General features: G+C 70.0%; 18 protein-coding genes and 2 pseudogenes. 8 read left to right on the forward strand and 12 right to left on the reverse strand.

Features of this window, described 5'->3' with window-relative positions:
• Positions 1-117 precede the first annotated feature (117 nt).
• The 6 genes and pseudogenes from GXN78_RS41295 to GXN78_RS18180 form a co-directional block, all read right to left on the reverse strand.
• Positions 118-2391 (reverse strand): annotated as a pseudogene (locus GXN78_RS41295) (amino acid adenylation domain-containing protein); the annotation flags it as partial.
• Between the two features lie 371 nt (positions 2392-2762).
• Positions 2763-3401, reverse strand: a complete 639-nt coding sequence (locus GXN78_RS18160; protein WP_106554899.1) for a histidine phosphatase family protein — start codon at positions 3399-3401, stop codon at positions 2763-2765.
• Positions 3402-3432: 31 nt separating this feature from the next.
• Complete coding sequence (locus GXN78_RS18165) at positions 3433-4068, reverse strand: DUF4136 domain-containing protein (RefSeq protein WP_106554898.1); 636 nt, start codon at positions 4066-4068, stop codon at positions 3433-3435.
• Between the two features lie 34 nt (positions 4069-4102).
• Positions 4103-5017: a tRNA 2-thiocytidine(32) synthetase TtcA gene (gene ttcA, locus GXN78_RS18170; protein WP_106554897.1), complete on the reverse strand. Its 915-nt coding sequence runs from the start codon at positions 5015-5017 to the stop codon at positions 4103-4105.
• Positions 5017-5409 carry a dihydroneopterin aldolase gene (locus tag GXN78_RS18175; RefSeq protein WP_106554896.1) on the reverse strand — a complete coding sequence of 131 codons (393 nt, stop codon included), beginning with the start codon at positions 5407-5409 and terminating at the stop codon, positions 5017-5019. Before GXN78_RS18175 ends, ttcA begins: the two co-directional genes overlap by 1 nt.
• Entirely contained in the window at positions 5406-6197 is a 792-nt protein-coding gene (locus GXN78_RS18180; RefSeq protein WP_106554895.1) for an SDR family oxidoreductase, read from the reverse strand. The genes GXN78_RS18175 and GXN78_RS18180 overlap by 4 nt, the downstream gene beginning before the upstream one ends.
• A 20-nt stretch (positions 6198-6217) precedes the next feature.
• On the opposite strand from GXN78_RS18180, the gene GXN78_RS18185 reads away from it, so the two are divergent.
• Both GXN78_RS18185 and GXN78_RS18190 read left to right on the forward strand, forming a co-directional pair.
• Entirely contained in the window at positions 6218-7315 is a 1098-nt protein-coding gene (locus GXN78_RS18185) for an SAM-dependent methyltransferase (protein WP_106554894.1), read from the forward strand.
• 89 nt (positions 7316-7404) lie between these two features.
• The gene (locus GXN78_RS18190) at positions 7405-8289 is read left to right on the forward strand and encodes a TauD/TfdA family dioxygenase (protein ID WP_106554893.1); all 885 of its coding nucleotides are present in this window, start codon (positions 7405-7407) and stop codon (positions 8287-8289) included.
• On the opposite strand, the gene GXN78_RS18195 is transcribed toward GXN78_RS18190, so the two are convergent.
• The gene (locus tag GXN78_RS18195; RefSeq protein WP_106554892.1) at positions 8290-8676 is read right to left on the reverse strand and encodes a DUF5329 family protein; all 387 of its coding nucleotides are present in this window, start codon (positions 8674-8676) and stop codon (positions 8290-8292) included.
• A 113-nt stretch (positions 8677-8789) separates the two neighbouring features.
• On the opposite strand from GXN78_RS18195, the gene hisN reads away from it, so the two are divergent.
• Positions 8790-9572: a histidinol-phosphatase gene (hisN, locus tag GXN78_RS18200; RefSeq protein ID WP_106554891.1), complete on the forward strand. Its 783-nt coding sequence runs from the start codon at positions 8790-8792 to the stop codon at positions 9570-9572.
• A gap of 17 nt (positions 9573-9589) precedes the next feature.
• Here the strand turns inward: hisN and petA are convergent, their stop codons facing one another.
• Positions 9590-10198, reverse strand: coding sequence for a ubiquinol-cytochrome c reductase iron-sulfur subunit (petA, locus tag GXN78_RS18205; RefSeq protein ID WP_106554890.1), 609 nt, complete (start codon positions 10196-10198; stop codon positions 9590-9592).
• Positions 10199-10376: 178 nt separating this feature from the next.
• Here petA and GXN78_RS18210 point away from each other — a divergent pair, with 178 nt between their 5' ends.
• Positions 10377-11285, forward strand: coding sequence for a helix-turn-helix transcriptional regulator (locus GXN78_RS18210; RefSeq protein ID WP_164255531.1), 909 nt, complete (start codon positions 10377-10379; stop codon positions 11283-11285).
• Between the two features lie 22 nt (positions 11286-11307).
• On the opposite strand, the gene GXN78_RS18215 is transcribed toward GXN78_RS18210, so the two are convergent.
• Positions 11308-11541, reverse strand: a complete 234-nt coding sequence (locus GXN78_RS18215; protein WP_106554888.1) for a hypothetical protein — start codon at positions 11539-11541, stop codon at positions 11308-11310.
• 104 nt (positions 11542-11645) lie between these two features.
• On the opposite strand from GXN78_RS18215, the gene GXN78_RS18220 reads away from it, so the two are divergent.
• Both GXN78_RS18220 and GXN78_RS18225 read left to right on the forward strand, forming a co-directional pair.
• A complete protein-coding gene (locus GXN78_RS18220) occupies positions 11646-11840 on the forward strand; it encodes a DUF2905 domain-containing protein (protein WP_086924150.1) in 195 nt (64 codons plus the stop codon).
• A gap of 4 nt (positions 11841-11844) precedes the next feature.
• Positions 11845-12771 carry an ROK family protein gene (locus GXN78_RS18225; RefSeq protein ID WP_106554887.1) on the forward strand — a complete coding sequence of 309 codons (927 nt, stop codon included), beginning with the start codon at positions 11845-11847 and terminating at the stop codon, positions 12769-12771.
• Here GXN78_RS18225 and GXN78_RS18230 read toward each other — a convergent pair.
• Positions 12768-13535, reverse strand: a complete 768-nt coding sequence (locus tag GXN78_RS18230) for an SDR family oxidoreductase (protein WP_106554886.1) — start codon at positions 13533-13535, stop codon at positions 12768-12770. The two genes, GXN78_RS18225 and GXN78_RS18230, sit on opposite strands and share 4 nt — an antisense overlap.
• Positions 13536-13658: 123 nt before the next feature.
• Between GXN78_RS18230 and GXN78_RS18235 the strand changes: the two genes are divergently transcribed.
• Positions 13659-14555 carry a LysR family transcriptional regulator gene (locus GXN78_RS18235; RefSeq protein WP_164255533.1) on the forward strand — a complete coding sequence of 299 codons (897 nt, stop codon included), beginning with the start codon at positions 13659-13661 and terminating at the stop codon, positions 14553-14555.
• Positions 14556-14649: 94 nt separating this feature from the next.
• Here the strand turns inward: GXN78_RS18235 and GXN78_RS18240 are convergent.
• A pseudogene (locus tag GXN78_RS18240) lies at positions 14650-16065 on the reverse strand (PLP-dependent aminotransferase family protein); the annotation flags it as partial.
• 112 nt (positions 16066-16177) lie between these two features.
• Here GXN78_RS18240 and GXN78_RS18245 point away from each other — a divergent pair.
• Entirely contained in the window at positions 16178-16495 is a 318-nt protein-coding gene (locus tag GXN78_RS18245) for a hypothetical protein (RefSeq protein WP_106554884.1), read from the forward strand.
• Here the strand turns inward: GXN78_RS18245 and otsA are convergent.
• Positions 16492-17877: an alpha,alpha-trehalose-phosphate synthase (UDP-forming) gene (otsA, locus tag GXN78_RS18250; protein ID WP_106554883.1), complete on the reverse strand. Its 1386-nt coding sequence runs from the start codon at positions 17875-17877 to the stop codon at positions 16492-16494. The two genes, GXN78_RS18245 and otsA, sit on opposite strands and share 4 nt — an antisense overlap.
• Between the last annotated feature and the right edge of the window lie 2 nt (positions 17878-17879).

A 17879-nucleotide genomic window follows, 5' to 3' on the forward strand; every position in this document is an offset into this window, starting at 1 on the left:
GGCGTGGGCTGGCGGAAGAACAGGGTGGTCGTGAGGCGGCGCGCGCTGCCCTGCTGCAGCTCCTTTGAGCACCCGCAGCACCAGCAGCGAATCGCCGCCCAGGTCGAAGAAGTTGTCGTCGCGCCCGATGGGGTCGATGCCCAGCACGCGGGCGAAGGCGGCGCAGACGCGGCGCTCCGCCTCGTTGCGTGCTTCGGCGTAAGGCTGCGCGAGCTCGGGGCGCTGGCGCGCCGGCTCAGGCAGGGCGCGCCGGTCCAGCTTGCCGTTGGTGGTGACGGGCAGCTGCGCGAGCCACACGGCCGCCGACGGGATCATGGCCTCGGGCAGGTGCTCGGCCAGGTGCTGGCGCAGCGCGCTCCAGGGCAGCTCCGTGCTGCGCGCCACTAGATAGGCGACCAGGCGCAGGCGGCCGGCCGGGTCCTTCTGGGGCACGACGGCGCAGGACTTGAGGGCGGGGTGGGCCAGCAGCGCGGCCTCGATCTCGCCGGTCTCGATGCGGTGGCCGCGGATCTTCACCTGGCCGTCGATGCGGCCGATGTATTCGATGGTGCCGTCCGGCAGCCAGCGCACCTGGTCGCCGGTGCGGTAGAGGCGCTCGCCGGGGGCGTAGGGGTCGGCCACGAAGCGCGCGGCCGTGAGCTCGGGGCTCTGCAGGTAGCCGCGTGCCACGCCGCGACCGCCGATGCACAGCTCGCCGACCAGGCCTGCGGGCAGCAGCGCCATCGAAGGGCTCAGCACGCGCAGCGCAGTCTCGTTGATGGGGCGGCCGATGGGCACCGAGCGCGCATCGGCCGGCAGGTCGCGCGGAATGCGGTGGGTGGCCGCGAAGGTGGTGCACTCGGTCGGGCCGTAGCCGTTGATCAGCGTGGTGCCCGGCAGGGTTTCCAGCGCGCGCCGCACATGCGGCACCGACAGCGCCTCGCCGCCGGTCAGCAGCTGGCGCAGGCCGGCGAGTTGGGCCGGGTCGTCGTCGACCACGGCGTTGAAGAGGCCGGCCGTGAGCCAGGCGGTCTTCACCTCGTGCCGGGCGATGGTGCGCGCGAGGCCGGCGCCGCTGGGCACCTTCTCGTCATGCACCACGCAGATGCCGCCGTTCAGGAGCGGGCCCCAGATCTCCAGCGTCGAGGCATCGAAGCCCAGCGGCGCCGCATGCAGCATGGCCTCGCCGGGCGGTAGCTCGACATAGTTCGCGTCCACCACCAGCCGCAGGATCGAGCGATGGCAGATCTCGATGCCCTTGGGCGTGCCGGTCGAGCCGGAGGTGTACATCACATAGGCGACCGATTCGCCGTCCGCGGCAGCCGGCGCGAAGGGCGGCAGCGCGGCTTCGGCGCCCGGGCTCTGTTTGTCGATGGCCAGCAGCGGCCGCTCGGCGGGCACCAGCGCCTTGTAGGCGGCCTGCGTCAGGACCAGGACTACATCGGAATGCGCCAGCATGAAGGCGATGCGCTCGGCCGGGAAATCGGGCTGCACCGGCACATAGGCCGCGCCCGCCTTCAGGATGCCGAGCAGTGCCACCACGGCGGCGCTCGAGCGGTCGAGGAGCACGCCCACCGTGTCGCCGGCGCGCACGCCGCGGGCCTGCAGGCGGCGGGCCAGGCGCTCGGCCTCCTGGTCGAGCGCTCGATAGCTCAGCGCGCCGGTTTCGCCGATCAGCGCGACCGCGTCGCCGCGAGCGGCCACCTGGCGCTCGAACAGGGCGTGGACGGTCAGCGCCGGGTCGAAGACGCCTGGCGCGGCGTTCCATTCATCGAGCTGCCGCTGGCGGTCGGCCGCCGGCAGGGTGCGGATCTCGCGCAGGCGGGCCTCGGGGTGGTCGAGCAGGTCGGTGGCGGCATCGGCCAACGCCAGCAGCAGGCTGATCTCGATCGCGCTGTCCATCAGCGCGGCGGCACCGGTCAGGCGCAGCGAGGCCGGGGCCTGGAAGCCCAGCTGGAGCATGACCGTGGCGCCAGCGTCATGGGCAGCGCCTTCGCGCAGCCAGTGCGCAAAAGGGGGCGCGGAGGCCGCGGCCGGCCGGGCGTCCCGGCGCGCGCGGTCGACCTGAGCGATCCATTGCCAGGCCGAGTGATCTCCATCGCAGTGCAGTTCGAGCCGGGCCGAGGCCCCGGTGCCCAGCGCCTCGTGGAATTCCACCGTCGGCGTGCCAAGCCAGCGGGATTGCAGCAGCACCCAGGCCGCGGCGAAGAGCGTGTCGGGCAGATAGCCGCCTTGCTGGGCCTCCGTTGACCAGCGCGAGGCCAGCGCCTGCGGGATGTCGAGGCTGGAAACCTGCACCGCGGCCTGCGCGGGCTTGCTGGAACGGGGGGCGAACAGGTCGGCCAGTGAAAGCGCGGCAAGCTCGGTCGATGAGGGGAGAGGTTCTTGCTCCATGTACTGTTGACTCCGCATTGAACAGGCCTTGCCCTTCGTAACCCCGTATGTGTATCGATGCCGCCACGTCTGTTCGGCGACACATGGTTCCGTTTCCTGCGGTAAGTTAATCACAAAGCATTCAAACCGCTAGGGGGCCGATATTGCTCTCGGGTCGCGTGTAACGCCACCTTACGAAAGCCATGCCGGTTGCCTATGCCGTTTGGAAAGCTCTGCAACACCTCGACGCATTTGGTTGCGGTTGGCGTGTCAGCCAGAAGCTCGTGCGGTGACGATTCTGCACGCCTTTTTACAATTTGAATACAAACGGGCTACTGACAATGCCTCGAAATGGGTAGGAACTCATAGAAAAGTTCTATTTTCAAGGCGCCTCGGGGCGAGGTAGCAGTTCAGGCCGTTGCTTCGTCCAGCGAGCCCTGATCGAGATGTCCCGTATCGCCCCAGCCAACGAGCGTGAAGCCCTGGGGGGTCCAGAGAAGGCGGTTGATGGCGGCGTTGCCCAGGTGCCACGTTCGCGGGGCCTGCAGTTCCTGGCCGGTGGCGGCGCGATAGAGAACGTCCATGACGCCGCCGTGCGCCACCAGCACCACCAGCTCGCCCGGGTGCCGCTGCGCCAGCTCTCCCGCGATGCCTGTCACCCGTTCCCTGAAGGTGAGCAGTGACTCACCGCCCTCCGGCGCGAACTGCGGGTCGCGTGTGCGCCACAGCCGGGCCTGATCGGGCAGCGAGGCGTCGATGTCGGCGAAGGTGCGGCCCTCGAAGTGGCCGAAGGCCCGCTCGCGCAGCCCGGGCTCGGCCTGCACCTCGATGCCGAGCGGGCGGGCGATCTCGAGCGCGGTCTGCCAGGCGCGCGCCAAGTCGCTGGCATAGATGGCAGCGATGGGCTCGTCCGCCAGCGCCTCCCCGACGCGCCGGGCCTGCCACAGGCCGGTGTCGTTGAGCGCGATGTCGAGCTGGCCCTGGATGCGGGTGTCGACGTTCCAGGCGGTTTCGCCGTGGCGCACGGCGATGAGTCGGGTGAGCTCCATCGGGAAAATTCTAGGGGGAAACCCTGGGCGCTCAGTTCTTCGCGGTGGGGATCTCGATGTCCACGCGGCGTTCGCCCACCGGCGGGTTCGGGAAGCCCTGCAGCGCGGCCTGGAACATCACCGGCAGCACCGCCCCGCTCGCGGTGTAGGGGCCGTCGTTGCGCGCGTGGGTTTCGTAGACCACGCGGTTGGAGGGCAGCTCGCGCAGCACGATGCTGACCTCGCGCGCATACCAGGGGTTGGCCGGCGGGAAGGCCGACCCGTACCAGCCGCCGCCATGCCAGCCGCGCCCATACCAGCCCCCGGCCCCGTAGCCCCAGGGCCGCATGCGGTAGTAGCCCGGGCCCCAGGCGCCGTGGTAGTACCAGGGGTCGGCCCAGGGCGAGAGCTCGGCCGTCACGCGGGCGGCGATCTGCGCCGTGTACTGCGGGCTGGCGTCGTCGCGGCGCAGGCCCACGCGTTCGAGCGCAGCGCCGGCCATCGCCTCCAGCTGCTGTTGCTGCGCCTCGCCGGCCTGCTGCGAGGGCAGGCGCTCGAAGCGGTAGGTGGCGCCGGCCGGCACGGCGCCGAGGCTCGAGAAGCTGCGGACATCGCTGTCGACCACCCAGCGGGTGGCGCAGCCGGCAAGCCCGGTGCACAGCGCGAGGACGGCAAGGACGTGTTTCATGCGAATCTCCTCGTCGAGGGCCGCCGCCTCCGGTCTAAAGCTGCACGACGCGAAGGGGCGAAGGCGGCGGGAAGTCCGGCGGGTCGAAGGCCTTGTCGCCTTCCTCGTCGGCCACGCCGGTCGTCCTGAGACCCTTGAAGTCGAACGACGTTCCGTCCAGCAGGTGCGAGGGCACCACGTTCTGCAGCGCGTTGAACATGTTCTCGATGCGCCCCGGGTGCTTGCGCTCCCACTCGCGCAGCATCTCGCCGACCTGCTTTCGCTGCAGGTTCTCCTGGCTGCCGCAGAGGGTGCAGGGAATGATGGGGAAGGCGCGGTGCTGGGCCCAGCGCACCAGGTCTTTCTCGGCCACGTAGGCCAGCGGCCGGATGACGATGTGGCGGCCGTCGTCGCTCACCAGCTTGGGCGGCATGGACTTGAGCTTGGCGGCGAAGAACATGTTGAGAAAGAAGGTCTGCAGCATGTCGTCGCGGTGGTGGCCCAGCGCGACCTTGGTGGCGCCCAGCTCGTCGGCCACGCGGTAGAGGATGCCGCGGCGCAGCCGGCTGCACAGGCCGCAGGTGGTCTTGCCTTCCGGAATGACGCGCTTGACGATCGAGTAGGTGTCCTGCTCCTCGATGTGAAAGGGCACGCCCAGCGCCTTCAGGTAGGTGGGCAGCACCTCTTCGGGGAAGCCGGGCTGCTTCTGGTCGAGGTTGACCGCGACGATGTCGAAGTGCACCGGCGCGCGGGCGCGCAGCTTGAGCAGGATGTCGAGCAGCGCATAGCTGTCCTTGCCGCCCGAGACGCAGACCATGACCTTGTCGCCCTCTTCGATCATGTTGTAGTCGAAGATCGCGCGGCCGACCTCGCGGCACAGGCGCTTCTCGAGCTTGTGGGTCTCGCGCTCGATCTTCAGGCCATTGCCGGCGGACGAAGGGGCCTCGTCGTCGATCCATACAGCGCTCATCACTTGCTCCTGAAAACTTCGACCCCGACTGCCGCGCAATCGGGATACACATCGGGCTTGGCCGTGGACACCCGCGCCGCCTGCACCTTGGGATGCATCAGCACCTGGTCGAGGATGTCGTCGCACAGCGTTTCCTGCAAGTGGATGTGGCCCTTGGACAGGCGCGTGGCGACGGTGCGGCGGATGAAGTCGTAGTCGACCACCTCGTCGAGCTCGTCGGCCTTGGGCGTGGAGACATCCAGCGGCACGTAGAGGTCGACGTTGATGATGACGCGCTGCTCGGCGCGCTTCTCGAACTCGTGCACGCCGATGTTGATCCAGACCTCGTAGTCGCGCAGGAAGAGGCGCCGGCAGGTGCTCAGCAGCGGGTCGATGGATGCATGGTGGCTCATGGCTTCGGGGCTTTCAGCAGTTCGTCGACGACGAACATGATGTCGCGCGGCAGGGGCACCAGGTGCTGGCCGTTGTCCACGCTGAGGGTGGTGCCGGTCACGCTGGGCGTGCCGGCGAGGAAGACGCAGGCACGCGCGACGTCGGCCGGGTCGATGGGCCGGCGCATCGGGTTGGCGCGCGCCGCCTGCTGGAAGTTGGCCGGGTCCTGAGGCCCGCTCGGGTAGAGGATGCCCGGCGCCACGCCGCACACGCGCACGGCCGGCGCCAGCGACTGCGCCTGCAGCGCCACCGCGCGCTCCAGCGCCAGCTTGGACACCGTGTAGGAGAAATAGTCGGGGTTCAGGTTGTAGACCTTCTGGTCGAGGATGTGGATCGCGCAGCGGTCGATGCCGTCGCCCGCCACCGCGCGCTGCGCCAGCAGGCGCGCAAAGTCCAGCGGCGCGATCAGGTTCACGCCGATCTGGCGCAGGGCGCCTTCCTCGTCGAAGTCCAGCCCGGTGTCGGGCTCGAAGGCCGAGGCGTTGTTGACGATGCAGGCCAGCGGACCCTCGATGCACTCGAGCAGTGCGCGCCGGCCCGCGGCGCTGCCGATATCCGCCTCGACCGCCGTGGCCTGCAGCCCTTCGCCGCGCAGCCGCGCGCACAGGGCCTTGGCTTCCTCGCGCGAGGCGCGGTACTGGCACCACACCGGCCAGCCTGCGCGCGCGAAGGCTTCGCAGAGCGCGGCGCCGAGCCGTCGGCCGCCGCCGGTCACGAGCACGCCGGGGCGTGGGGGGGATTCGCGCATGCTGATAGATTTCCTGTCTTATGAACGTGGAGCCGGGCGCCGCGCGCGCCAACCCCCTGACCCGGATTATCGACGCCGCCCTGCAGCGCGACGGCGGCTGGCTGCCCTTCGACCGCTTCATGGCCCTGGCCTTGTACGCGCCGGGGCTGGGCTATTACGCCAACGCGAGCCGCAAGTTCGGCCACATGCCCGAATCGGGCAGCGACTTCGTCACCGCGCCCGAGCTCACGCCGCTGTTCGGCCGCACGCTGGCGCTGCAGCTGGCCGAGGCGCTGGAGCGCACCGGCACGGACGAGATCTGGGAGTTCGGCGCCGGCTCGGGCGCGCTGGCCGCGCAGCTGCTCGAGGCGCTGGGCGAGCGCGTCGCTCGCTACCGCATCGTCGACCTGTCGGGCACGCTGCGCGAGCGCCAGCAGCAGGCGCTCGCGTCCTGGCACGCCAAGGTCGAGTGGCTGTCCGAGCTGCCGGCACACATGCGCGGCGTGGTGGTGGGCAACGAGGTGCTCGACGCCATGCCCGTGCAGCTGCTGGCGCGTCGCGGCGGGCAGTGGTTCGAGCGCGGCGTCGTGCGGCAAGGCGAGGGCTTCGGCTGGAACGACCGCCCGACCGAGCTGCGCCCGCCCTTCGAGATCGCCGGCGCGCACGACTACCTGACCGAGATCCACCCGCAGGCCCGCGCCTTCATCGCCACCCTGGCGGAGCGCCTGCAGCAGGGCGCCGCCTTCTTCATCGACTACGGCTTTCCCGAGGCCGAGTACTACCACCCCCAGCGCCACATGGGCACCGTGATGTGCCACCGCGGCCACCTGGCCGACGCCGATCCGCTGGCCGATGTCGGCGCCAAGGACATCACGGCCCATGTCGATTTCACCGGCATCGCGCTGGCCGGGCAGGACGCCGGCCTGGCGGTGCTCGGCTACACCAGCCAGGCGAGGTTCCTGCTCAATGCCGGCATCCTGCCGATGATGGAATCGGCATCGCTGGCCGAGCGCACGCTCGCCGCGCGGCTGATCCACGAGCACGAGATGGGCGAGTTGTTCAAGGTGATCGGCTTCGCGGTCGGCGAGGGCTGGGAGGCCCTGGGTTTCGCCGAGGGCGACCGCAGCCACACGCTGTGATGCAGCGAGCCATAAGCTAGCAACGAACGGTTTCTTGGCAATCGCCGGCCATGCTCCTACAGTGGTCGGCTCCTCGATGAATCGTTCGAATGACTGCCTCGCCTGACACCACGCCACCCCAGGACTTCGAGATCCGCCGCTTCGACGCACCGGTCGGCGCCGAGGTGCTCGGCCTGGACATCGGCAAGCCCATCAACGCCGTCGACTTCGCGCGCCTCCACCGCGCGCACCTGGACCACCATGTGCTGGTCTTCCGCGACCAGCGCGTCACGCCTGAAGCGCACATCGCCTTCAGCCGCCGCTTCGGCCCGCTCGAGATCCATGTGCTGCACCAGTTCCATCTGGCGGGCCATCCGGAGATCCTGATCGTCTCCAACATCAAGAAGCCCGACGGCGAGCCGCTGGGCCTGGGCGATGCCGGCGCCTACTGGCACTCCGATCTGTCGTACAAGCCCAAGCCCAGCCTGGGCTCGCTGCTGCATGCACAGGAGCTGCCCAGCGAGGGCGGCGACACGCTGTTCGCAGACCAGCACCTGGCCTGGGAAGGCCTTGCGCCCGCGCTGCAGCAGCGCATCGTGCCGCTGAAGGCCGAGCACAGCTACCTCGCGAAGTACGAGGAACTGCGCGCGAAGAACCCCTGGCGCCCCAAGCTGTCGCAGGCGCAGATCGACCAGGTCGCGCCGGCCGTGCAGCCGGTGGTGCGCATCCATCCGGAGACCGGCCGCAAGGCGCTTTTCGTCAGCGAGCACTTCACGACCCGCATCGTCGGCCTGCCGCAGGAGGAGGGCGATGCGCTGCTGGCCGAGCTGTTCGCGCACAGCGTCAAGCCCGAGTACGTGTACCGCCACCGCTGGGCGCCGCACGACCTGGTGTTCTGGGACAACCGTTCGCTGATGCACCTCGCGGCGGGCACGCCCGACCACCTGCGGCGCAAGCTCCACCGCACCACTGTCGAGGGTGATGCGCCGTTCTGATCAGACCTTGGCCTGTCGCCTCACCTGGCGAAGCTCCTCGTGCAGGAAGTCGGCGGAGTTGCGCGTGCCCTTGTTCGCGGTGCGGACCTTGTAGGGGACCTTCGTCACTTCCGAGCGCGTGCCGCAGAGCCGGATGAAGTCCTCCGCGGTCACGATCTTGTCCTTGAAGTGGTCGTACTTGGCGCGCAAGTGGCGTGCGGCTTCCGCCGCGTCATGCTCTTCGCCGTTGCGCATGAACTTCATCGACTTGTGGTCGGCGACGCGCTCGATCAGCGTCTCGATGACCTTCTGCTCGGAGGGCGACGGCGTGGCGTACGCCAGGCCGGCCACGCAGAGTGCGACGGCCGTCGTGGCCAGCAGGCGTTGCAGGAATCGAATCAGGTTCATGGCATGGGCTCCGGGAACTGGTCATCCTAATCGGGGACCGGTGGCGCGCTGCGTGGGGCGCCGGGGCGCCCTGGCGTCAGGTTTAATCTGATCTTCTTTTCCGTTCGCGCGCCATGAGCTCCCCCGCCACACCCCAAGACAACCTGCGCATCGCCAACGCCCTTGCCGATGCCGCTGCCTCCCATTCGCTGCGCCTGTTCCGCACGCCGCTGGAGGTGATCGCCAAGGCCGATGAAAGCCCGGTCACGCAGGCCGACCGCGCGGCCGAGGCCGCCATGCGCGAGATCCTCGGCCGGGAACGCCCCGCCGATGGCATCTACGGCGAGGAGCACGGCCTGGAGCGCCTGGACGCCGCCAGCGTCTGGGTGTTGGACCCGATCGACGGCACGCGCAGCTTCATCACCGGTTCACCGCTGTGGGGCACGTTGATCGGGCTGGTGCGCGGCGGCCGCGTCGAACTGGGCATGGTCGACATGCCGGTGCTGGACGAGCGCTGGGTCGGCCAGCCCGGCCTGGGCGCGCAGCGCAACGGCCAGGCGGTGCGCGTGAGCGCCTGCAGTGCCGTCGAGGCGGCGCGCATCTTCACCACCTCGCCCGACATCTTCGGCGCCGCCGACTGGCAGGCCTTCGACCGGCTGAGCCGGCGCTGCGCCATGCGCCGTTTCGGCGGCGACTGCTACAGCTACGCCCAGCTGGCCGGCGGCACCGTCGACCTGGTGGTGGAGACCGGCCTGCAGCCTTACGACTACCTGGGCCCCGCCGGCCTGATCGAGGCCGCGGGCGGCGTCATCACCGACTGGGCGGGCCGGCCGCTGGGGCTGGGCTCCGACGGGCGCGTGATCGCCGCGGCCACGCCTGCGTTGCACCAAGAGGCGCTGGCGATCCTCAATCCGTAGCGAGCCGATCGCGCGGCTCAGCCGATCCGCAGCGTCGACGCGCCCGTGAACGCATAGTCCGGAATCTCCAGGTTGGTGGGGGCCGGCACGTTCTTCACGACCCGGCCCGCCAGGTCGTAGCGCGAGCCGTGGCAAGGGCACACGAACCCGCCGGGCGCGTGAAGCTCCGCGTTCAATGCGGCGTCGTCCAGCCGCAGTGTCGGCATGCAGCCCAGGTGCGTGCAGATGCCGATCGCGACGAAGAGATCCGCCCGTTCCGAGCGGGTGGGATTGGCGCACGACGCCGGTTGCTCGGACCGTTTGGACTGCGGGTCCGCCAGCTCCGGGTCGGGCCAGCGGAGTGCCCGCACCATCTCGTCGCTGCGGCGCATCAGCCAGACCGGCTTGCCGCGCCATTCCACGGTGCGCAGTTCGCCCACCGTCAGCGTGGCGAGGTCGACCTGCACCGGCCCGCCGAACGCCCTGGCACGTTCGGAGGGCTCCAGGCTGGCGACGAAGGGATAGGCCGCTGCCAGCAGGCCGGCACCGCCGACGACGCCGGTGGCCGTGCGCAGCAGCCGGCGCCGCGTCGCATCGGGCACGGCGCCCTCGTGGACCTGGTGGACGAATTCGCGGATCGCGCTCATCGCTTCACTATCGACACCGATGCTTAGGCGATCCTTAAGCTCGCCCGGGACACAGGTCCCGGTCCCCACAGCCCCCATGGCGCCGCAGGCGGTCCGGACGGGACAAAGGCCCCGGGACGGCTGGCGCCGCGCACCGAACAATGGAAGCTCCCCTTCATGTTTTTCGTGGGAGGCTTCGATGTCCGTCTACGCGATCCACGCCGCGCCCGCCAAGCGCTTCCATGTGGCGCATGCCTGCGCCGCCGCCGCCCTGCCGACACGGCATGTGGCCTCGCTGGGCCTGGTCGACGTCGAGGCCCGCGGGGGTGGCGTACACCGGGGGCTGCCGCATGAGCTCTTCATGGTCACGGCCTACTGCGACGAGCGGCTGGACTGCCGCAGCGCCGGCGACGGCGGCGCGTTGCGCGTGATGGTCTCGGCCCTGCGCACGCAGGCCGTGAACTTCCAGACGCAGGGCCGCGGACAACTGGCGATCGCCATGCTGACGCCGCTGGGCCTGCTGCGCGCCTTCGGCCGGCCCTGGGACCGCCTGTGCAACGAGCGCCTGCCGCTGCGCGAGATCGTGCCGGCATGGCAGGAGGCGATGCTGCACGGCGCGCTGGTCGATGCCCCGTCCGGGCCCGAGCGCTGCGCGGTCTTCGGGCGCTGGCTCGAGACCCGCATCGGCGAGCGCCGCCCGCTGGGCTGGCAGGCCGAGCGCGTGGCGGCGGCGGCGATGTCGCTCCTCGAGGCGCCGGAGCTCTCGGTCGACGAACTGGCCGGCCAGCATCGCGTGAGCCGGCGCCAGCTGGAGCGCGACTTCCGTCACTGGCTGGGCGTCGCGCCGGCCGGCTACGCGCGGCTGGTGCGCTTCCAGCGCGCGGCCTGCGCGATCGCCGAGGGGACGCCGCTGGCCCATGTGGCGGCGGAGCAAGGCTATGCCGACCAGGCCCATATGACACGCGCCTTCTCCGAGACCGCCGGCGTCACGCCGCGCCAGCTGCGCGAGGGCGGCGGTCCTGCGTCTGCCCTGCGTTCGGTCTTTGCGCAGCGAATGATCATGCTGCCGGCGGCCGGCGAGGCCGAAGCCCTGCGGCTGGCGGCCTGAGAGGCTGAGCGCCGCACGGGGCTCAAAGGGCCCCGGCGCGCGGCGTGCCTGCGCTTCTTTCGACCGGCGTGGCCGCCTGCCGATCCAGCGGCTCGCGTGGAAGCGGCCAGGCGAGCACCTTGCCGCTGTCGCTCCACGCCTCGGCCGCGAGGGCGGCCGAGCGGATGGTGGCCCGCATGTCGCAGGCGGCGATGCCGGCAGCAGCCAGCACCAGCAGCAGGCCGGCCAGGCCGGCGCGAAGCGCCTCGTCGAACATGCTCATCTCCTTGCGTCGGGTCGAGTGATCGATGTTCCGCGCAGGGGCCCTTCGGGTCTTGCAGTTTTGCGACACCTTGCGGGTCCGGGCGCTAGACTGTCCGCATGATTCGCTGGCTGATCGTCGTCGTGCTCGCGCTGCTCCTGATGAGCGGCCTGACGCAATGGCTGCGGCGCTTCGGCTTCGGGCGCCTGCCCGGCGACTTTGAGTTTCGTGCCTTCGGGCGCGAATGGCAGCTGCCGATCGGAAGCACCGTCGTGCTCAGCCTGATCGCGGCCCTGATTGCACGATGGATCTGACCCCATGAGAGCCTGTGTCGATATCGGCGGCACCAAGGTGGCCGTGAGCCTGTCGGCCGACAGCGCCTCGCCCCTGATCGGCCGCCGCACCGAACCCACCGCCAAGACCGGCAACAACGACGCAGTGGCGCAGCAGATCCTGCGGCTCGTCGACGAGATCTGCGCCGAGCAGGGCATCGCTCCCGCCTCGGTCGAGCGCGTCGGCGTCTCCTCGGCCGGCCCTTTCGTGCTGCGCGACGGGCTGGTCGAGCTGGCCACGCCCAACATCTGCGGCGGCATCGCGGGCCCGGCGCGCGGCCTGCCCAACGACTGGATGACGGCCACCGTCGAGGCGCCGCTCAAACAGCGCTTCCGCCATGTCCGGGTCGAGAACGACGCCGTCGCCGCCCTCGAGGCCGAGCGCACCTGGGGCGCGCTGCAGGGCACGGACCACTGCGCCTATGTCACCTGGAGCACCGGCGTCGGGGTCGGCCTGTGCGTCGACGGCCGCATCCTGCACGGCAAGAACGGCAATGCGGGCCATGCGGGCCACAGCTTCGTATCCGACGACGACAGCCATGCGCTGTGCGGCTGCGGCAACGTCGGCGATGTCGAGGCCCTGGCCGCGGGCAACGCGATCGCCCGCCGCTTCGGCCGTCCGCCGCCGGAACTGTTCGCCGCCGCCGCGGCCGGCGAGCCGAAGGCGCTGGCCACCACCGAGGCAGCGTGCCGGGTGATGGGCCGCATGCTCTTCAACCTGATCGCCACGCTCGACCTCGAGCGCATCAGCCTGGGCGGCAGCGTCTTCTGGCACAACCGCGATTTCCTGCTGCCGCGCCTGCAGGCCGAGATCGACGGCAAGCTCGTGCCGCTGACAGGCGGCGCGGTGTTGGTGCCTGCGGGCTTGGGCGACAAGGTCGGCGACTTCGCTGCGCTTGCGCTGCTCGATTAAAGGAACATCCCGCCCGAGACCTCGATGCGCTGCCCGGTGATCCAGCGGTTCTCAGGCTGCAGCAGCGAAGAGATCGCCCCGCCGATGTCGTCCGGCAGCCCCGCTCGGCCCAGCGCCGTCTGGGAGGCGACAAAGCTGTTGACCTGCGCGTTGTCGCGCGTCAGCCCGCCGCCGAAGTCGGTCTCGATCGCGCCCGGCGCCACCACGTTCACCGCGATGCCGCGCGCGCCCAGCTCCTTGGCCTGGTAGCGCGTCAGCACCTCGATGCCGCCCTTCATCGCCGCGTAGGCGGCATAGCCCGGGAGCGCGAAGCGCGCGAGGCCGGTCGATACGTTGAGGATGCGCCCGCCGTCGGCGATCAGCGGCAGCAGCTTTTGCGTGAGGAAGAAGGGCCCCTTGAGCTGGATGTTCATCAGCTGGTCGAACTGTTCCTCGCTGGTCTCCTCGAAGCTCGCGCGCAGGCCGATGCCGGCGTTGTTGACCAGGTAGTCGAAGCGCTCGCGCTGCCAGTGCTGCGCCAGTGCGGCCTTCACCTGTGCGGCGAAGTCCGCGAAGCCTCGGCTGTCGGCGACGTCGAGGGGCAGCGCCACGGCGCGGCGGCCCAACGCCTCGATCTGCTGGACGACCTGCTGGGCCTCTTCGGCGCCGCTGCGGTAAGTCAGGATGATGTCGACGCCGCGCTCGGCCAGCTTCAGCGCGGTGTTCTTGCCCAGGCCGCGGCTGCCGCCGGTGATCAAGGCGATGGGGGTGGTGCTGGTGTTCATGTCGCTTCCTTTGAAAGAGAGTGGGTCGGTGGAGTGGACTTTAGGGAAGAACAATGAGCCGATAAACTGCCTGAAAAAGAGATGACTGTTCAGGTGAGGAGAACAATCAAGCGCCCTTCACCGATGGACCTCGACACGCTTCGCATCTTTGTCAAAGTGGCCGAACTGGCCAGCTTCACCCGCGCCGCCGACCAGCTCGGCCATCCCAAGGCGCGCGTCTCCACCGCCGTGCAGCAGCTGGAGGCGCAACTCGGCACCCGGCTGCTGCACCGGACCACCCGCAGCGTGCGCCTGACGCAGGACGGCGAGCAGTTCCTGGAGCGCTGCAAGGAACTGCTGGCGGACGCGGAGGAGTTGCAGTCCATGTTCCAGCAGGCGCCCAGCGCCCTGCGCGGGCGGCTGCGCGTCGACCTGCCGGTGGGCATCGCGCGCAGCATCGTGATCCCGCGCCTGCCCGAGTTCTTCGCCGTCCATCCGCAGCTGGCGCTGGAGATCAGCACCACCGACCGGCTGGTGGATCCGGTGCACGAGGGCTTCGATTGCGTGCTGCGCATCGGCGCGCTGCGCGAGTCGGGCCTGGTGGCGCGTCCGCTGGGGCGGCTGCGGCTGATCAACTGCGCGAGCCCCGGCTACCTGCGCGCGCAGGGCATTCCGCGGACGCTGGAGGACCTGGCGGGGCATCGGCTGGTTCACTACTCGCCCACGCTCGGCGGCCAGCCGCCGGGGTGGGAGTACCACGACGGCGAGCGCTACCGCTTCCAGCCCATGGGTGGGCAGATCACGGTGAACAGCTCGGAGGCCTACGAAGCCGCCTGCCTCGCGGGCCTGGGCCTGATCCAGGCGCCGGTGCTGGGCCTGCAGCCGCTGATCGAGCAGGGGCTGCTGGAGGAGGTCATGCCGCAGGCGACGGGTGAGCCGATGCCGGTGACGCTGCTTTATCCGCACCGGCGGAACCTGTCCAAGCGGGTGCAGGCCGTGCTGGACTGGCTGGCGCAGACACTGGCGCCCTCGCTGCACTAGCAGCGCCTGCGCGGCAAAGATCGGTGGCGATGGCGCCCAGCCGCCGCAACGCCCCGTCCACCGCCTCGCCATAGGGCCAGCCGCAGTTGATGCGCAGGTAGTGGTCGAAGCGCGAAGAGTTCGAGAACAGCGTGCCGGGCGCCACCACGATGCGCTCGGCTAGGGCCGTCTCGAAGACCCGCCACGAGGACAGCCGTTCGGGCAGCTCGACCCACAGCTGCAGTCCGCCGGGCGGCAGGTTGATGCGCGTGCCCGGCGGAAAGAAGCCGGCGATCGCATCGGCGGTCTGCTCGCGCTGCGTCTTCAAGCATTGGCGCAGGTGCCGCAGGTGGCGCTCGTAGCCGCCGGTGGCCATGAACTCGCCGGCCGCGGCCTGCGAGAGCGCCTCGTTGTTGCGGGTCTGCGCGAATTTGAGCATCTCCACTCGCGCCTGCCAGCGCCCGGCCGTCATCCAGCCCAGCCGCAGGCCGGGCGCGAGGATCTTGTGCAGCGAGGCGCAGTGGATCACGTTGCCCGATGCGTCGAAGGACTTGAGCGCGCGTGGCGGCATCGGCGCGTCGATCAGCTCGCTGTAGGTGTCGTCCTCGATCAGCGGGATCGCGTGCTGCTCGCACAGCTGCGCGAGCCGCACCTTGTGGGTGTCGGGCATCACGCTGCCCAGCGGGTTCTGCAGATGCGGCACCACCACCACCGCCTTGATGTTGTCGTAGGTGCGGATGGCGAGGTCCAGGGCCTCGATCGAGAGGCCGGTCTGCGGGCTCGTCGGGATCTCCAGCGCCTGCAGCCCCAGGCTCTCGAGCACCTGCAGCAGGCCATAGAAAGTGGGGGACTCCACCGCCACCGTGTCGCCCGGCTGCGCGACCGCGCGCAGCGCGAGGTTCAGCGCCTCGATGCAGCCGTTGGTCACCAGGATGTCCTCCGGCGAGAGCGTCATGCCCACGCGCAGACTGCGCTGCGCGAGCACCTCGCGAAACTGGAGACGGCCCTTGAGCGGCGCAGCCACCGCCAGCATCTCGGGGCGCTGGCGCAGCGCGCGCGTCATGGCGTTGCGCAGCGCCTCGGCGGGGTAGAGCTCCGGCGCGCCGCGTGCGATGGAGAGGTCGAGCTTGTCGGACACCTGCCGGCGGCGCGCCACGAAGTCCGACACCTTGGCGTGGATGCCCACGTACTGCGCCGGGTCGGGCGCCCGGTCGGCCGCGGGCTCGTCCATGGGCGCCATCGAGAGGCGCCGCGGCCGGCGCACGAAGTAGCCCGAGCGCTCGCGCGCCTCGACCCAGCCTTCGCTTTCCATCGAGCGGCACAGCTGCAGCGCGGTCGACAGGCTGATGCCGTGCTGCCGCATCAGGTGGCGCAGCGAGGGCAGCTTGTCGCCCGGCTTGAGCGAGCCGGCGCGGATCGCGTCGAGGTAGTGCGCGGCCAGCTGGCGGTAGAGCGGGGTGGAGTCCATGGGGCGATCCTCCGGGAAGGACGGGGGGCCGCAACAGATGCAGATGGCGGCGAAAACCACCATAACAGACGCCGCGCGGGGTGGGCTGTTCTGCTTCAAACAACCCTGGCTGTGTCTGTTTTGCGGGCGGCTCGCTGCCTACGATTTCAGCACCCACTCAACACCGAGGTCCGCCATGAGATCCACCGATTTTTCTTCCCCCACCCGGCTCCAGCCCGGCCAGTCGCTGCGCCTCGCCCTCGATGCCGGTGCGGCTCTGATGGTGCTGGAAGGAAGCGTGCGCGTGGTCTCGCCGCCGTCATGGTTCGGTGAGACCGCGTTCACCGTGAAGAACGACTACGAGGAGGGCGAGGCCTATGTCGCCGAGCGCGGCGGCTGGGTCGAGGTCGAGGCGCTCACGCCGGCGCAGATCCGTGGCCTGCCGCAGCCGGCGCCGGTCACGGCGCTACGCCCTTCGCCCGTGGCGCGGCTGTTGCGCCTGCTGCTCGCCTAACGCACGCTCTCCGCCTCGCGCAGCGCATCGAGGAAGGTGCGCCGCCACCAGTGCACATCCTGCGCGCGGATGTGCGACAGCAGCATCTGGTGGCGCTCGCGCCGCTCCTCCAGCGGCATCTGCAGCGCCTGCTGCACCGTTTCGGCGGTGCCGTGGGTGTCGTAGGGGTTGACCAGCAGGGCTTCCTTCAGCTGCTCGGCCGCGCCGGCAAAACGCGACAGCACCAGCACGCCCGGATCGGCCGGGTCCTGGGCTGCGATGTATTCCTTGGCCACCAGGTTCATGCCGTCGCGCAGGGGCGTCACCAGCCCGACCGCTGCCGCGCGGCACAGGCCCGGCACGCGCTTGCGCGCCACCATGCGGTGGATGTAGCGCACCGGCATCCAGTCGAGCTCGCCGTAGTCGCCGTTGATGGCGCCGCACAGCGACTCGAGCTCGCGCCGGATGTCGGCGTAGGCATCCACCGTCTCGCGGGTGGGCGAGGCGATCTGGATCAGCGTCGCGCTGCGGCGGTTCTCGGGGTAGTTGGCCAGCAGTTCGCGGAAGGAGCGCACCCGGTTCGGGATGCCCTTGGAATAGTCCAGCCGGTCGATGCCCAGCAGCAGGCGCCGGCTGGAGTATTCGCGCCGCATGGTCTCGAACATGTCGCGCGATTCCTTGGCGTGGGTGAGCGCCGCGAACTCGTCGACGTCGATGCCGATCGGGAAGGCGCTGCAGCGCACCGTCTGGCCGTAGGCGCGGTACAGGTCGCGTCCCACGAACTCGCCGTTGGCCTCGTTGCGCACGTACTGCTCGAAGTGCTGCACGTCCTGCCGGGCCTGGAAGCCGATCAGGTCGTAGGCGAACAGGGAGCGCATCAGCCACTCGTGCTGCGGGATCGCCGCCATGATGATGTGCGGCGGCAGCGGGATGTGCAGGAAGAAGCCGATGCGCTGGCGGCAACCCATGCCGCGCAGCTCGGCCGCCAGCGGGATCAGGTGGTAGTCGTGGATCCAGATGATGTCGTCCGGCTTCAGGAGCGGCAGCAGCTTGCGCGCGAACAGCTGGTTCACGCGCCGGTAGCCGCCGATGAAGCCGGCATCGAAGTTCGCCAGGTCCAGCCGGTCGTGGAACACCGGCCACAGCACGTCGTTGCTGTAGCCCAGGTAGTAGCTGTCGTGGTCCTCGCGGCTCAGGTCGATGGTGGCGAGCGTGACCTTGCCGGCCGGCTGGATGCGCAGCTCGCCTTCGCCGGTGGGGCCGTCCTCGACGATGTTGCCGCTCCACCCGAACCACAGGCCGCCGGTCTGCTGCAGGCTCTCGCCCAGGGCGACGGCCAGGCCGCCGGCGGCCGGCTTGCGGGGGTCGGCGACGCGATTGGAAATGACGACGAGACGACTCATGA

It is taken from the genome of Variovorax sp. WS11 (assembly GCF_010499245.1).
GTDB lineage: Bacteria > Pseudomonadota > Gammaproteobacteria > Burkholderiales > Burkholderiaceae_C > Variovorax.

Bases quoted from the DNA above. Each gene is read 5' to 3' on its own strand.
- GXN78_RS18160 (WP_106554899.1), bottom strand. From the start codon at position 3,401: ATGGAGCTCACCCGACTCATCGCCGTGCGCCACGGCGAAACCGCCTGG.
- GXN78_RS18165 (WP_106554898.1), bottom strand. From the start codon at position 4,068: ATGAAACACGTCCTTGCCGTCCTCGCGCTGTGCACCGGGCTTGCCGGC.
- ttcA (WP_106554897.1), bottom strand. From the start codon at position 5,017: ATGAGCGCTGTATGGATCGACGACGAGGCCCCTTCGTCCGCCGGCAAT.
- GXN78_RS18175 (WP_106554896.1), bottom strand. From the start codon at position 5,409: ATGAGCCACCATGCATCCATCGACCCGCTGCTGAGCACCTGCCGGCGC.
- GXN78_RS18180 (WP_106554895.1), bottom strand. From the start codon at position 6,197: ATGCGCGAATCCCCCCCACGCCCCGGCGTGCTCGTGACCGGCGGCGGC.
- GXN78_RS18185 (WP_106554894.1), top strand. From the start codon at position 6,218: ATGAACGTGGAGCCGGGCGCCGCGCGCGCCAACCCCCTGACCCGGATT.
- GXN78_RS18190 (WP_106554893.1), top strand. From the start codon at position 7,405: ATGACTGCCTCGCCTGACACCACGCCACCCCAGGACTTCGAGATCCGC.
- GXN78_RS18195 (WP_106554892.1), bottom strand. From the start codon at position 8,676: ATGAACCTGATTCGATTCCTGCAACGCCTGCTGGCCACGACGGCCGTC.
- hisN (WP_106554891.1), top strand. From the start codon at position 8,790: ATGAGCTCCCCCGCCACACCCCAAGACAACCTGCGCATCGCCAACGCC.
- petA (WP_106554890.1), bottom strand. From the start codon at position 10,198: ATGAGCGCGATCCGCGAATTCGTCCACCAGGTCCACGAGGGCGCCGTG.
- GXN78_RS18210 (WP_164255531.1), top strand. From the start codon at position 10,377: ATGTCCGTCTACGCGATCCACGCCGCGCCCGCCAAGCGCTTCCATGTG.
- GXN78_RS18215 (WP_106554888.1), bottom strand. From the start codon at position 11,541: ATGTTCGACGAGGCGCTTCGCGCCGGCCTGGCCGGCCTGCTGCTGGTG.
- GXN78_RS18220 (WP_086924150.1), top strand. From the start codon at position 11,646: ATGATTCGCTGGCTGATCGTCGTCGTGCTCGCGCTGCTCCTGATGAGC.
- GXN78_RS18225 (WP_106554887.1), top strand. From the start codon at position 11,845: ATGAGAGCCTGTGTCGATATCGGCGGCACCAAGGTGGCCGTGAGCCTG.
- GXN78_RS18230 (WP_106554886.1), bottom strand. From the start codon at position 13,535: ATGAACACCAGCACCACCCCCATCGCCTTGATCACCGGCGGCAGCCGC.
- GXN78_RS18235 (WP_164255533.1), top strand. From the start codon at position 13,659: ATGGACCTCGACACGCTTCGCATCTTTGTCAAAGTGGCCGAACTGGCC.
- GXN78_RS18245 (WP_106554884.1), top strand. From the start codon at position 16,178: ATGAGATCCACCGATTTTTCTTCCCCCACCCGGCTCCAGCCCGGCCAG.
- otsA (WP_106554883.1), bottom strand. From the start codon at position 17,877: ATGAGTCGTCTCGTCGTCATTTCCAATCGCGTCGCCGACCCCCGCAAG.